Here is a 13,675-nt window from a genome sequence, read left to right as displayed (position 1 = left end):
CTTCATCTCCCATTACAACCATCGCCGTTGCCACTCTGCCTCGAACAACTTGCCGCCTGCGCTGTATGAGCAACAGGCGGCTTAATGCTCCTACAGAGCGGTTCAAAAAAAATGAACCACTACACCGCAGGCTGCGATCTTTTCAGCAGACACACGGATGATGTCGGCGATTTACATCAAGGATTCACCGCAACACCAAAAACAATAACCACCGATCCTGGCGGTGCCCTCAAGGCCCCGTCACGGTTTCGGACATCCGAAATCTGCCGATTTTCCGGAGCAATCACACATGAGTGCATCACCCGATCTCTCTGCAGCCGTTGCCGACAGCGATGCCGAGCAACTGCGCAAACTGGGTTACACCTCCAACTTCAATCGCAGCATGAGCCTGTGGGAAAACTTCGCCCTGGGCTTTACCTACCTGTCCCCGGTCGTCGGGGTTTATACCTTGTTCGGCCTGTGCCTGGCCGCAGGCGGGCCACCGATGTTCTGGGCCTATTTGCTGGTCGGTTGCGGCCAGCTGCTGGTATGCCTGATCTTCGGCGAAGTGGTTTCGCAGTTCCCGATTTCCGGCGGCGTGTACCCATGGGCCCGTCGTCTGGTGGGCAAGCGCTGGGCGTGGATGGTCGGCTGGATCTACTCCATCGCCCTGTGCGTGACCATCGCGGCGGTTGCCGTGGGTGCCGGTCCGTACCTGGCCGCCATGATGGGCTTTGAACCGAGCAACAACACCAACATCATCATCGCCCTGTTCCTGACGCTCTTCGCCACCCTGGTCAACCTCAGCGGCACCAAAGTGCTGGCGCGCATCGCCATGTTCGGCTTCCTCTGCGAACTGGTCGGCGCAGTCATCGTGGGCGTTTACCTGCTGATCTTCGAGCGTCATCAATCGATCAGCGTGTTGTTCAACACCTTCGATATCAGCGTCGACGGCTCGTACCTGCCGGCGTTCCTCACCGCTTCGCTGGCGGGGATGTTCCTGTACTACGGTTTCGAGGCCTGCGGCGATGTGGCCGAAGAAACCCCGAACCCGAGCAAGCAGATCCCGGTGGCGATGCGCATGACCATCTACATCGGCGGCATCGCGGCGATGTTCGCTTGCCTGGCGCTGATCCTCGCGGTGCCAGACATGCAAGCGGTGATCAATGGCACCGACAAGGACCCGGTCACCACCATCCTCAACAACGCATTCGGGCCGGTGGGTTCGAAACTGGTGATGGGCGTGGTGATGATTTCCTTCATCTCCTGCGTCATCAGCCTGCAAGCGGCGGCCAGTCGTCTGCTGTATTCCTACGCCCGTGACGAAATGGTCATCGGCAGCCGACTGCTGAAGAAGATTTCCCCTACGACGCAGGTTCCGGTTGCCGCATTGTTCGTGTCCGGTGTCCTGCCGGCGCTTATCATCATCCTCGGCTTCTTCCTGCAGGATGCGGTCGCCACCATCGTCAGCTTCGCGGCCATCGGCATCTACCTGGCGTTCCAGATGATCGTGCTCGCGGCCCTGTACGCCCGCATGAAGGGCTGGAAACCGAGCGGCAAATTCACCCTCGGCGCCTGGGGCTGGGCGGTGAACATCGGCGCACTGGTCTATGGTGTCGGGGCCATTATCAACATGGCCTGGCCACGGACACCGGATGCCGCGTGGTACATCAACTACGCCATGGTACTGAGCACGGCCATCGTGATTGGCCTGGGCCTGCTCTACATGTGGATCGCCAAACCCTATGACCACGGCACCGCCCCGGCGGGCGATGCCTGGAAAGTCAGCCGGTAACGGCATTCGCCCCGGTGCCATTGTGGCGCCGGGGCGATCTGAAAAACCAACAAGGATTGAATATGGATATCACCCGCCGCGACTTTCTCAACGGCGTCGCTGTCACCATCGCTGCCGGCATGACCCCTCTGCAACTTCTCCAGGCTGCCCCTGACGGGCGCTACTACCCTCCAGCACTGACCGGCCTGCGGGGTAACCACGTCGGTTCGTTCGAAATGGCCCACCAGATGGGTTGGGAGAAAAAGGTCTTCGACACCGACAAGCTGCCGATCACCGAGGAATATGACCTGGTGGTGGTAGGAGGCGGCCTCAGCGGACTGTCCGCTGCGTGGTTCTACCGTGAGAAACATCCGAAAGCGCGCATCCTGATTCTGGAAAACCACGACGACTTCGGCGGCCACGCCAAGCGCAACGAATTCTCCGCCGGTGGTCGCATGATCATCGGCTACGGCGGCAGTGAAGCCTTCCAGTCGCCAAATCATCTGTACAGCCAGGAAGTGAACGGCCTGCTGAAGAAGCTCGGGGTGAACATCAAACGCTTCGAGACCGCATTCGATCGCCAGTTCTACCCGGGCCTGGGCCTGTCGCGCGGGGTGTTCTTCGACAAGGAAAACTTCGGCGAAGACAAACTGGTGACCGGCGACCCGACGCCGATGGTGGCCGACGACATCGCCCCGGGCCAGTTGCACGCCCGCTCCATCCCGGACTTCATCAACGACTTCCCGCTGCCGCAAGCCGACCGCCAGGCGTTGATCGCCTTGCACATGACGCCCAAGGATTACCTGCCCGGCAAAACCACCGAGGAAAAAACCGCGCACCTGGAAGCCATCAGCTACCAGGATTTCCTGCTCAAGGACGTAGGCTTGTCAGCTCAAGCGGTGAAGTATTTCCAAAGCCGCACCAACGACTTCATGGCCCTGAGCATCGATGCGGTCGCCGCGTCCGACGCCTACTCAGTCGGTTTCCCAGGCTTCAGCGCGATGAACCTGGAGCCGATCAGCGAAGAAGCCCGGGCGGAAATGGAAGAGCCCTACATCTACCACTTCCCCGACGGCAACGCCTCGCTGGCGCGCTTGCTAGTGCGCAGCCTGATCCCGGCCGTGGCACCGGGGAACACCATGGACGATATCGTCCTCGCCCCGTTCGACTACGCCAAACTCGATCAGGCCAAAGCCCCGGTGCGCATCCGCCTCAACAGCACAGCGGTGAGCGTGCGCAACGTCGGCAGCGGCGTGAACGTCGGCTACAGCCGCGGCGGCCAGCTCAGCCAGGTGCGCGGCAAGCACTGCATCATGGCCTGCTACAACATGATCATCCCGTACCTGCTGCGCGACCTGTCGCCGGAGCAATCCCACGCCCTGAGCCAGAACGTGAAGTTCCCGCTGGTGTACACCAAGGTCGTGATCCGCAACTGGCAGTCGTTCCAGAAACTCGGCGTGCACGAAATCTATGCGGCGACCCAACCCTACAGCCGGATCAAACTCGACTATCCGGTAAGCATGGGCGGCTACGACCACCCGAAAGACCCGACGCAGCCGATCGGCCTGCACATGGTCTACGTGCCCACCAGCCCCAACAGCGGCATGAACGCCCGCGACCAGGCCCGCGCCGGCCGTGGCCGCCTGTACGGCCAATCGTTCGAGCAACTGGAAGCGCAACTGCGTGACCAACTGCAACGCATGCTTGGGCCTGGCGGCTTCAATCACGAAACCGACATCCTCGCCATCACCGTCAACCGCTGGTCACACGGCTACGCGTACTTCTCCAACAGCCTGTACGACGATGCCGACGAAAGCGAAAAACTGATGAACCTGGCCCGTCAGCCTGTTGGACGCGTGAGCATCGCCAACTCGGACGCGGCGTGGAGTGCGTATGCCCATGCGGCGATCGATGAGGCGTATCGGGCGGTGGGGGAAGTGGGTTAACCCCACGTCGTTGGATTAGCATCTGGCAATACATCCTTCCCTCTCGTTCGTGTTCGCCGCACTAGAGTTTCGTACAGCCCATGCACGCCTGCGGTTGACGAAAACCCCGGCTCGGCCTAGGGTGTTTACGTCGTTTACAGCGTATACACCTTAGGAGAGCCATCATGGCCTCACCCGTTTTGTCTTTTCGCGTCGAAGAACATTTGGCTCAGCAGCTGGATTTATTGGCTGCGGCGACCGACAGAGATCGTCAGTACCATCTCAAGCGTGCATTGGTTCGATATGTGGAAGCCGAGTCCTGGCATCTGCAAGCCATCAGTGACGGCATCGCCGATGCCGACGCGGGGAAACTCACCGATCTGGATGCCGTGAAGGCTAAGTGGGCAAAACGTGCCGAGCGTAGTACTGACTGAAAAAGCCGAAAGCGATCTCGATGCCATCCACGAGCACTACCGAAAGGTAGTTGGCGCAAAAGTCGCCTTCGAAATCATTTCCACAATTTTGCAATCCCTTGAACTATTGGAACAGTTTCCCGGCTCGGGCAGGCCTTCAGGCATGCCCGATGTCCGAGAGTTGGTACTTGGCCGTTTTCCCTTTATCGCCCCTTATCGATTTTCCCATGGCCAGGTACAAGTTCTGCGCGTGCTGCATCAGCGATCCGAGCGCTCTCAGGATTGGTAATAAGGGGCATCCAGCCAGGACGGGATGCCCCATTTGCTTCAAAACCGCGAAACACTCCTCATCGCATCCACCAGATACCTCATCGCGATCCTGTCGCTCTCCGACAACTCCCTATATCGCTCCACCAGTTTCATTTCCTCGTTATTAAGCCGGCGCCTGCGTCGCCCGATGGCCAGGCACGGAAAGATTCCCAACATTTCGGTGATGCCTTGTACTTTCGACATGGACGATGTCCTTCTCTATACGTCAAAGAAAACTGCAAAAAACCGCATCGCCCTATCCCTTTTTCAGCAGCCGCTGGGTGCCCGCTGAACCGCACCGGTCCGAAGGGCATAAACCGGTCATGTGCACAGAATAGAAATATTCCGGGCGCTGAAAAGCGGTTTTTAGAGTAATTAGTCGAAAAAAGCAGAAATGCCCTGTAAATCAGAAACCCCTGTCGGAATTGTTTCCCGACATGTCTTGTTTCATTGCCGAGCCGGCGCTGTGCCATCAATCAATTTTGCTCTGCAATCGAACGGTTTAAGCTGTCGGGCATCTGTTCTACAGTCCGTTGCGTTTGGCCGAAGGCATGTCCGAACCGTTTTTTCTGATCCAGCACGTGCCAGGAACGGCGCGGGATTGCTCACGACAGGTTGTATTTATGCACCGCAGGAACTTGCTCAAAGCCTCCATGGCCATCGCGGCCTACACCGGTTTGTCCGCTACAGGCCTGTTGGCCGCCCAAGCCTGGGCCGCCAGTGGCGGCACCGCTGATGGCGAGGCCAGCGCATTCGATTTCGAGGCGCTGAAGCTCCAGGCCAAACAGCTCGCCAGCAATCGTTACCAGGACACCAAGCAACAGTTGCCGCCGACCCTGGCGACCATGACGCCGCAGAACTTCAATGCGATCCGCTACGACGGCAATCATTCGTTGTGGAAAGAACTCAAGGGCCAACTGGACGTGCAGTTCTTCCACGTCGGCATGGGGTTCAAGCAGCCGGTGCGCATGTACAGCGTCGACCCGAAAACCCGGATGGCCCGCGAGGTGCATTTCCGCCCGTCACTGTTCAACTATGAAAACACCACGGTCGACACCGCTCAGCTCAAGGGCGACCTGGGTTTCTCCGGCTTCAAGTTGTTCAAGGCCCCGGAGCTGGACAAGCACGACGTCGTGTCCTTCCTTGGCGCCAGTTATTTCCGTGCGGTGGACGCCACCGGCCAGTACGGCTTGTCGGCCCGCGGCCTGGCCATCGACACCTACGCCAAGAAGCGCGAAGAATTCCCCGACTTCACCAAGTTCTGGTTCGAGACGCCGGACAAGGACAGCACCCGCTTCGTGGTCTACGCCCTGCTCGACTCGCCGAGCGCCACCGGTGCCTACCGCTTCGATATCGACTGCCAGGCCGAACGCGTGGTGATGGAAGTCGATGCCCACGTCAACGCGCGCACCGCCATTGACCAGTTGGGCATCGCGCCGATGACCAGCATGTTCAGCTGCGGCACCCACGAACGCCGCATGTGCGACACCATTCACCCGCAAATCCACGACTCCGACCGCCTGGCCATGTGGCGCGGCAACGGCGAGTGGATCTGCCGCCCGCTGAACAACCCGGCGACCCTGCAATTCAATGCCTTCGCCGACAAGGACCCGAAAGGTTTCGGCCTGGTGCAGACCGACCACGAGTTCGCCAGCTATCAGGACACCGTCGACTGGTACAGCCGCCGCCCGAGCCTGTGGGTCGAACCGACCACCGCATGGGGCGAAGGCTCGGTCGATCTGCTGGAAATCCCTACCACCGGCGAGACCATGGACAACATCGTCGCCTTCTGGACCCCGAAGAAACCGGTGGCTGCCGGCGACTCGCTGAACTACGGCTACAAGCTCTACTGGAGCGCGCTGCCACCGGTCGGCACGCCGCTGGCGCGGGTCAATGCCACCCGTTCCGGGATGGGCGGTTTCACCGAAGGCTGGGCGCCGGGCGAGCATTACCCGCCCGTCTGGGCCCGTCGTTTTGCCGTGGACTTCACTGGCGGCGGCCTGGACCGCCTGCCCGAAGGCGCGGGCATCGAGCCGGTGGTCACTTGTTCGAACGGCGAGGTCAAGGATTTCAGCGTGCTCAAGCTCGATGACATCAAGGGTTACCGTGTCCTGTTTGACTGGTACCCGACCAATGACAGCGTGGAGCCTGTCGAACTGCGCCTGTTCATCCGCACCAACGACCGCACGCTGAGTGAGACCTGGTTGTACCAGTACTTCCCGCCAGCGCCGGACAAGCGCAAGTACACCTGATGATCGGGTAGCACCCTGCCACCATTCGGTTTTCCGAACGCGACCTGCGGGTCGGTTCGGTTAACCGGATCGTCCCACTGAAATTTCAGCGCAAGAAAAACTTAATTTCCTTATAAATCAATACCTTGACTAATAGCGACTGGTCTGGCACGAGTCATGCTCTACACTTCTTCGACGAATGTCCTTTGCGCTCACTCATCGTAGCGCTCAGGTGTTTTGCAGCACAAAAGGGCCGATGAACTGGCTCCATAAAAAAAACAAAGTCGAGGAAAATTTGATGCGCATCGTTCCCCATATCCTGGGCGCAGCCATTGCTGCCGCTCTGATCAGCACTCCGGTTTTCGCCGCCGAACTCACCGGCACCCTGAAGAAGATCAAAGAGTCCGGCACCATCACCCTGGGCCATCGCGACGCTTCCATTCCGTTTTCCTATATCGCGGATGCTACCGGCAAACCGGTCGGCTACTCCCACGACATCCAGCTGAAAGTCGTCGAAGCCCTGAAAAAAGACCTCGACATGCCGAACCTCCAGGTCAAATACAACCTGGTGACTTCGCAAACCCGTATCCCGCTGGTGCAGAACGGCACCGTGGACCTCGAGTGCGGTTCCACTACCAACAACGTCGAGCGCCAGCAGCAGGTTGACTTCTCCGTCGGCATCTTCGAAATCGGTACTCGCCTGCTGTCCAAGGCAGACTCCAAGTACAAGGATTTCCCTGACCTGGCCGGCAAGAACGTCGTGACCACCGCCGGCACCACGTCCGAGCGCATCCTCAAGGCGATGAACGCCGACAAGCAGATGGGCATGAACGTCATTTCCGCCAAAGACCACGGCGAGTCGTTCCAGATGCTGGAAACCGGCCGTGCCGTGGCTTTCATGATGGACGACGCCCTGCTGGCCGGTGAAGCGGCCAAGGCCAAGAAAGCAAGCGACTGGGCCGTGACCGGCACTCCACAGTCCTACGAAATCTACGGCTGCATGGTGCGCAAAGGCGACGAGCCGTTCAAAAAGGCTGTAGATGACGCCATCAAGGCCACCTACGCATCGGGCGAGATCAACAAGATCTACGAAAAATGGTTCATGCAGCCAATCCCGCCAAAAGGCCTGAACCTGAACTTCCCGATGAGCGACGAACTCAAGGCCCTGATCGCCAATCCGACTGATAAAGCGGCTGACGACAAGAAGTCCTGATTTCTGACTAACCTTATCCCCTGAAAGGGCCGTAGCCCTTTCAGGGGAATGCACTCCCTGCTGGCATTTCTGGAAACACTCGAACCGGTGGCTGTCGAGCCGAGCGCGTGTGCCTGTCCCCCAAGGACAGGCGGGAACGGAGCTTCCCCCAAGCGGGCATTTGTACATCGATCGAATCCGAGGGGAGACCCTAATGAATTACAACTGGGACTGGGGCGTGTTCTTCAAGTCCACCGGCGTGGGCAGCGAGACCTATTTCGACTGGTACGTGTCCGGTCTGGGCTGGACCATCGGCATCGCCATCGCGGCCTGGATCATCGCCCTGACACTGGGCTCGATCCTGGGCGTCATGCGTACCGTGCCGAACCGCATCGTATCGGGCATCGCCACCTGCTACGTCGAACTCTTCCGTAACGTGCCGCTGCTGGTTCAGCTGTTCATCTGGTACTTCCTGGTACCCGACCTGCTGCCGGCGGACCTGCAAGAGTGGTACAAGCAGGATCTGAACCCGACCACCTCGGCCTTCCTCAGCGTCGTCGTGTGCCTGGGCCTGTTCACCACCGCCCGGGTGTGCGAACAGGTGCGCACCGGTATCCAGGCCCTGCCCAAAGGCCAGGAATCCGCGGCCCGCGCCATGGGTTTCAAGCTGCCGCAGATCTACTGGAACGTGCTGCTGCCCCAGGCTTACCGGATCATCATTCCGCCGCTTACCTCGGAATTCCTGAACGTCTTCAAGAACACCTCCGTGGCCTCGCTGATCGGCTTGATGGAACTGCTCGCGCAGACCAAACAGACCGCCGAGTTCTCCGCCAACCTGTTCGAAGCCTTTACCCTGGCCACGCTGATCTACTTCACCCTGAACATGAGCCTGATGTTGCTGATGCGCCTGGTCGAGAAGAAAGTCGCCGTACCGGGCCTGATCTCCGTAGGGGGTAAATGATGGAATTCGATTTCTCGGGCATCATCCCGTCCCTGCCGGGCCTGTGGAACGGCATGGTCATGACCCTCAAGCTGATGGCCATGGGCGTGGTCGGTGGCATCATCCTCGGCACCATCCTGGCGTTGATGCGCCTGTCCCACAACAAGCTGCTGTCAAACATCGCCGGCGCGTACGTCAACTACTTCCGCTCGATTCCGTTGCTGCTGGTGATCACCTGGTTCTACCTGGCGGTACCGTTCGTGCTGCGCTGGATTACCGGCGAAGACACGCCGATCGGCGCGTTCGCCTCGTGCATCGTGGCGTTCATGATGTTCGAAGCGGCGTACTTCTGCGAAATCGTCCGTGCCGGTGTGCAGTCGATTCCCAAGGGCCAGATGGGTGCAGCCCAAGCCCTGGGCATGTCCTACGGCCAGATGATGCGCCTGATCATTCTGCCGCAGGCGTTCCGCAAGATGACGCCGCTGTTGCTGCAGCAGAGCATCATCCTGTTTCAGGACACCTCGCTGGTCTACGCCGTCGGCCTGGTGGACTTCCTCAATGCTTCGCGCGCCAGTGGCGACATCATTGGCCGCTCCAATGAGTTCCTGATTTTCGCGGGTCTCGTGTACTTCATCATCAGCTTTGCCGCCTCGCAGCTGGTCAAGCGTCTGCAAAAAAGGTTCGCCGTATGATCTCTATCAAAAGCATCAACAAGTGGTATGGGGACTTCCAGGTTCTGACTGATTGCAGCACCGAGGTCAAAAAAGGCGAAGTGATCGTGGTGTGCGGGCCATCCGGTTCCGGTAAGTCGACCCTGATCAAATGCGTCAACGCCCTGGAGCCGTTCCAGAAGGGTGACATCGTGGTCGACGGCACCTCCATCGCCGACCCGAAGACCAACCTGCCGAAACTGCGTTCGCGCGTGGGCATGGTGTTCCAGCACTTCGAGCTGTTCCCGCACCTGACCATCACCGAGAACCTGACCATCGCGCAGATCAAGGTATTGGGCCGCAGCAAGGAAGAAGCCACCAAGAAAGGCCTGCAACTGCTCGAGCGCGTCGGTCTCTCGGCTCACGCCCACAAGCACCCGGGCCAATTGTCCGGCGGTCAGCAGCAGCGTGTGGCGATTGCCCGTGCGCTGGCGATGGACCCGATCGTCATGCTGTTCGACGAACCGACCTCGGCGCTGGATCCGGAAATGGTCAACGAAGTGCTCGACGTGATGGTGCAACTGGCCCACGAAGGCATGACCATGATGTGCGTGACCCACGAAATGGGCTTCGCCCGTAAAGTGGCCGACCGGGTGATCTTCATGGACCAGGGCAAGATCATCGAAGACTGCAAGAAAGAAGAGTTCTTCGGCGACATCAGCCACCGGGCCGAGCGTACGCAGCACTTCCTCAACAAGATTCTGCAGCACTAAGAAAAACACCGCTCCTACTTGTGGGAGCGGGCTTTTGTGGCGAGGGGGCTTGCCCCCGTTGGGTCGCGTAGCGGCCCCAGAACCGGCAGACGCATTTTTACTGACTCACCGCGTTGGCTGAGATTGGGGTGGCTTCGCCACCCAACGGGGGCAAGCCCCCTCGCCACAGAGTCAGCCCCACAGGAATCTGTGGGGGCTGAAGATTTGTGTGGTGGTTGACCCAAGGCATCTGTGATGAAATGCGACCCCAATCTTTATCGCGCAACGTCGCCATCACTCGCCGTGAAACCCCGTCTGGTTCGTCATTTGTTCCTGCCGCCACTGATCATCGCCATGATGATCGGCCTGGGCTATATCGGCTTCTGGATCAGTGAGCACTATGGCATCCGCAACCTCGGCGAGAACGGCCAGCGTCAGCTGGAATTGCACGCCCGTGCCGTCGAAAGCGAAATCAGCAAATACACCTACCTGCCCAGCCTGCTGGAGCTCGAAACCAGTGTTTCGCAGTTGCTGGCCGACCCGACCCCGGAACACCGGCAAACGGTCAACGATTACCTCGAAGGCCTGAACCGGCGCAGCCGCAGTCGGGCCATCTACGTGATGGACACCACCGGCCGCGTCATGGCCACCAGCAACTGGCGCGATGTCGACAGTTACCTGGGTGAAGACCTGTCCTTTCGCGCCTATTTCCAGAACGCCGTGCGCGGTCAGCCGGGGCGTTTCTACGGCATCGGCAGCACCAACGGCGAACCCGGTTACTACCTGGCCCATGGCCTGGAAGAACACGGCAAGATCATCGGCGTCGCGGTGGTCAAGGTGCGCCTGGAAGCCATGGAAGAACGCTGGCAACGGGCGCGGCTGGAAGCCTTCGTCAGCGACGAGAACGGCATCATCATTCTCTCCAGCGATCCGGCTCGACGCTTGAAATCGGTGGTGCCGCTGAGCGAAGAAACCAAGGAAAAACTTGCCCGCAGCCTGCAGTACTACTGGTTCCCGCTCAACGAACTGCAGCCGCTGGCCCGGGAAACCCTGTCCGAAGGCGTGGAAAAACTCACGTTCCCGGCCAACAGTGAACTGGTGTCCGACGATGAAAACATCAGCTACCTCTCGCAAACCCGGCCCTTGAGCGATACGCCGTGGAACTTCACCCTGCTCACGCCGCTCCAGGACTTGCGCCGCGAAGCGATCAACCAGGGGATTCTGGTGGCCGTGGCGTTTGCCCTCTGCGCCTTCCTGTTGATCGCCTGGAACGAGCGGCGCAAGGTGATCGCCACCCGCCTCGCAGCCCGGGAAGCCTTGCAGGAAGCCAACAACCAGCTGGAACGTCGGATTACCGAACGCACCACCGACCTGCGCGCCAGCAACGAACGGCTCAAGGGGCAGATCCGCGAACGCCGGCACGCCGAAGAGACCTTGCGCCGCGCCCAGGACGAACTGGTACAGGCCGGAAAACTCGCGGCCATCGGCCAGATGTCCACCAGCATCGCCCACGAACTGAACCAGCCGCTGGCGGCGCTGCGCACCTTGTCCGGCAATACCGTGCGCTTCCTCGAACGCGGCCAGCTCGACGTCGCCAGCACCAACCTCAAGACCATCAACGAACTGATCGACCGCATGGGCCGCATCACCGCCAGCCTGCGCTCGTTCGCCCGGCGCGGTGACGACAAGGGTCAGGCCTGCCTTGGCAAAGCGGTGGACGCGGCCCTGCAATTGCACGGCGCACGGGTGGAAAACACGCCTTTGCAATTGCACCGCCATTTTGACGCTGTGCAGGTGCAAATCGACCAGACCCGCCTGGAGCAGATTCTGGTCAACCTGATCGGCAACGCCCTCGACGCCATGCAAGCGCAGCCGCAACCCGAGCTGTGGCTCGAAGGCGAAACCTTCGATGGCAAATACCGGCTGCGCGTGCGTGACAACGGCCACGGCATCGACGCCGAAGCGCGCAAGCACCTGTTCGAACCCTTCTTCACCACCAAACCCGGCGAACAGGGTCTGGGCCTTGGCCTGACCCTTTCCGCCAGCCTGGCCGCCGCCACTGGCGGTCACCTGGGTGTCGAGCACCCGGCCAGCGGTGGTACCGCATTCGTCCTCAGTTTACCGTTGGTAAGCCCCACTCCCGCCGAGCCAATATGAACAACGACCTTAGTGTATTGATCGTCGAAGACGACCCCCATGTGCTGCTCGGCTGCCAGCAGGCGCTGACCCTGGAAGACATTCCCTGCATTGGCGTGGGCAGCGCCGAAGAAGCCCTGGAGCGGGTCGGCGACAACTTCGCCGGCATTGTCGTCAGCGACATTCGCCTGCCGGGCATCGATGGCCTGGAGTTGCTGACCCGGCTCAAGGAGCGCGACCGCAGCCTGCCGGTGGTGCTGATCACCGGCCACGGCGACATCTCCATGGCCGTCGGTGCGATGCAGAAAGGCGCCTACGACTTCATGGAAAAGCCGTTCTCCCCGGAGCGCCTGGTGGACGTGGCCCGCCGCGCCCTCGAGCAACGCAGCCTGGCGCGGGAAGTGTCGTCGCTGCGCCGGCAATTGGCTGAGCGCGACTCCCTCGAAGGTCGGATCATCGGTCGCTCGCCGGCCATGCAGAACCTGCGGGAACTGATCGCCAACGTCGCCGATACGTCGGCCAACGTGTTGATCGAAGGCGAGACCGGCACCGGCAAGGAACTGGTCGCGCGCTGCCTGCATGATTTCAGTCGACGGCACACCAAGCAGTTCGTCGCGTTGAACTGCGGCGGCCTGCCGGAAAACCTCTTCGAAAGCGAAATTTTCGGCCACGAAGCCAACGCCTTTACCGGTGCGGGCAAGCGGCGGATCGGCAAGATCGAACACGCCGACGGCGGCACGCTATTCCTCGACGAAGTGGAAAGCATGCCCCTGCCCTTGCAGATCAAACTGCTGCGGGTATTGCAGGAACGCACCCTCGAACGCCTCGGTTCGAACCAGAGCGTGGCGGTGGATTGCCGCGTCATCGCGGCGACCAAGTCCGACCTCGTCGAGTCGAGCAAGGCCGGCGAATTCCGCAGCGACCTGTATTACCGCCTCAACGTGGTGACCCTGGAACTGCCGCCGCTGCGCGAGCGCCGCGAGGACATCCTGCAACTGTTCGAACACTTTCTGCAGCAGTCGTCCCTGCGTTTCGACCGCGCAGTGCCGGAGCTGGACAACCATACCGTTTCAAACCTGATGAGCCACGACTGGCCGGGCAACGTGCGTGAGCTGCGCAACGTTGCCGAGCGCTTTGCCCTGGGCCTGCCGGCGTTCAAGAAAACCGGTGCCGGCGGCAGCAATCAAGGCCTGGCGTTTGCCGAAGCGGTGGAAGCCTTCGAACGCAACCTGCTCAGCGATGCCTTGCAACGCAGCGGCGGCAACCTGACCCAGGCCAGCCAGGAACTGGGCATGGCCAAGACCACGCTGTTCGACAAAGTGAAAAAGTACGGCCTGAGCCATTGAGCAAAACCTGATCCCCTGTAGGAGCTGC

General features: G+C 60.3%; 12 protein-coding genes. 11 read left to right on the top strand and 1 reads right to left on the bottom strand.

Going from position 1 to position 13,675, the window contains the following annotated elements; translation table 11 throughout:
* Positions 1 to 289: 289 nt before the first annotated feature.
* The 4 genes from KW838_RS12240 to KW838_RS12225 all read left to right on the top strand — a co-directional run bounded on the left by KW838_RS12240 (position 290) and on the right by KW838_RS12225 (position 4,380).
* Positions 290 to 1,774, top strand: a complete 1,485-nt coding sequence (locus tag KW838_RS12240; protein WP_218501198.1) for an APC family permease — start codon at positions 290 to 292, stop codon at positions 1,772 to 1,774.
* A gap of 62 nt (positions 1,775 to 1,836) precedes the next feature.
* Positions 1,837 to 3,699 carry an NAD(P)-binding protein gene (locus KW838_RS12235; RefSeq protein WP_218501197.1) on the top strand — a complete coding sequence of 621 codons (1,863 nt, stop codon included), beginning with the start codon at positions 1,837 to 1,839 and terminating at the stop codon, positions 3,697 to 3,699.
* 164 nt (positions 3,700 to 3,863) lie between these two features.
* Entirely contained in the window at positions 3,864 to 4,112 is a 249-nt protein-coding gene (locus tag KW838_RS12230) for a CopG family ribbon-helix-helix protein (RefSeq protein ID WP_218501196.1), read from the top strand.
* Positions 4,090 to 4,380 carry a type II toxin-antitoxin system RelE/ParE family toxin gene (locus KW838_RS12225; protein WP_218501195.1) on the top strand — a complete coding sequence of 97 codons (291 nt, stop codon included), beginning with the start codon at positions 4,090 to 4,092 and terminating at the stop codon, positions 4,378 to 4,380. The genes KW838_RS12230 and KW838_RS12225 overlap by 23 nt, the downstream gene beginning before the upstream one ends.
* Positions 4,381 to 4,418: 38 nt before the next feature.
* On the opposite strand, the gene KW838_RS12220 is transcribed toward KW838_RS12225, so the two are convergent.
* Entirely contained in the window at positions 4,419 to 4,604 is a 186-nt protein-coding gene (locus KW838_RS12220; protein WP_007975077.1) for a hypothetical protein, read from the bottom strand.
* 419 nt (positions 4,605 to 5,023) lie between these two features.
* Here KW838_RS12220 and KW838_RS12215 point away from each other — a divergent pair, with 419 nt between their 5' ends.
* From KW838_RS12215 to KW838_RS12185, 7 genes are all read left to right on the top strand, one after another.
* Positions 5,024 to 6,652 (top strand): glucan biosynthesis protein D, encoded by a 1,629-nt coding sequence (locus tag KW838_RS12215; RefSeq protein ID WP_007975078.1) that lies wholly within the window; start codon positions 5,024 to 5,026, stop codon positions 6,650 to 6,652.
* Positions 6,653 to 6,929: 277 nt separating this feature from the next.
* Entirely contained in the window at positions 6,930 to 7,844 is a 915-nt protein-coding gene (locus KW838_RS12210; RefSeq protein ID WP_218501194.1) for a glutamate/aspartate ABC transporter substrate-binding protein, read from the top strand.
* Positions 7,845 to 8,037: 193 nt separating this feature from the next.
* On the top strand, positions 8,038 to 8,784 hold the full coding sequence (locus tag KW838_RS12205) for an amino acid ABC transporter permease (protein WP_007975080.1): 747 nt from the start codon (positions 8,038 to 8,040) through the stop codon (positions 8,782 to 8,784).
* Positions 8,784 to 9,455, top strand: coding sequence for an amino acid ABC transporter permease (locus KW838_RS12200; RefSeq protein WP_102699059.1), 672 nt, complete (start codon positions 8,784 to 8,786; stop codon positions 9,453 to 9,455). The genes KW838_RS12205 and KW838_RS12200 overlap by 1 nt, the downstream gene beginning before the upstream one ends.
* The gene (locus KW838_RS12195) at positions 9,452 to 10,186 is read left to right on the top strand and encodes an amino acid ABC transporter ATP-binding protein (protein WP_015093699.1); all 735 of its coding nucleotides are present in this window, start codon (positions 9,452 to 9,454) and stop codon (positions 10,184 to 10,186) included. The genes KW838_RS12200 and KW838_RS12195 overlap by 4 nt, the downstream gene beginning before the upstream one ends.
* A gap of 234 nt (positions 10,187 to 10,420) precedes the next feature.
* Positions 10,421 to 12,322 (top strand): sensor histidine kinase, encoded by a 1,902-nt coding sequence (locus KW838_RS12190; protein WP_218501193.1) that lies wholly within the window; start codon positions 10,421 to 10,423, stop codon positions 12,320 to 12,322.
* Positions 12,319 to 13,647: a sigma-54 dependent transcriptional regulator gene (locus KW838_RS12185; RefSeq protein ID WP_218501192.1), complete on the top strand. Its 1,329-nt coding sequence runs from the start codon at positions 12,319 to 12,321 to the stop codon at positions 13,645 to 13,647. Before KW838_RS12190 ends, KW838_RS12185 begins: the two co-directional genes overlap by 4 nt.
* Positions 13,648 to 13,675 lie beyond the last annotated feature (28 nt).

This window comes from Pseudomonas sp. PDM27 (assembly GCF_019219205.1).
Taxonomy (GTDB): domain Bacteria; phylum Pseudomonadota; class Gammaproteobacteria; order Pseudomonadales; family Pseudomonadaceae; genus Aquipseudomonas; species Aquipseudomonas laurylsulfatiphila.
Note: the sequence above shows the minus strand (reverse complement) of the source record. Positions and strands in the feature narration are given on the sequence as shown.

Excerpts from the sequence above, each read along its gene's own strand:
- KW838_RS12240 (WP_218501198.1), top strand. The coding sequence starts at position 290 with ATGAGTGCATCACCCGATCTCTCTGCAGCCGTTGCCGACAGCGATGCC.
- KW838_RS12235 (WP_218501197.1), top strand. The coding sequence starts at position 1,837 with ATGGATATCACCCGCCGCGACTTTCTCAACGGCGTCGCTGTCACCATC.
- KW838_RS12230 (WP_218501196.1), top strand. The coding sequence starts at position 3,864 with ATGGCCTCACCCGTTTTGTCTTTTCGCGTCGAAGAACATTTGGCTCAG.
- KW838_RS12220 (WP_007975077.1), bottom strand. The coding sequence starts at position 4,604 with ATGTCGAAAGTACAAGGCATCACCGAAATGTTGGGAATCTTTCCGTGC.
- KW838_RS12215 (WP_007975078.1), top strand. The coding sequence starts at position 5,024 with ATGCACCGCAGGAACTTGCTCAAAGCCTCCATGGCCATCGCGGCCTAC.
- KW838_RS12210 (WP_218501194.1), top strand. The coding sequence starts at position 6,930 with ATGCGCATCGTTCCCCATATCCTGGGCGCAGCCATTGCTGCCGCTCTG.
- KW838_RS12205 (WP_007975080.1), top strand. The coding sequence starts at position 8,038 with ATGAATTACAACTGGGACTGGGGCGTGTTCTTCAAGTCCACCGGCGTG.
- KW838_RS12200 (WP_102699059.1), top strand. The coding sequence starts at position 8,784 with ATGGAATTCGATTTCTCGGGCATCATCCCGTCCCTGCCGGGCCTGTGG.
- KW838_RS12195 (WP_015093699.1), top strand. The coding sequence starts at position 9,452 with ATGATCTCTATCAAAAGCATCAACAAGTGGTATGGGGACTTCCAGGTT.
- KW838_RS12190 (WP_218501193.1), top strand. The coding sequence starts at position 10,421 with ATGAAATGCGACCCCAATCTTTATCGCGCAACGTCGCCATCACTCGCC.
- KW838_RS12185 (WP_218501192.1), top strand. The coding sequence starts at position 12,319 with ATGAACAACGACCTTAGTGTATTGATCGTCGAAGACGACCCCCATGTG.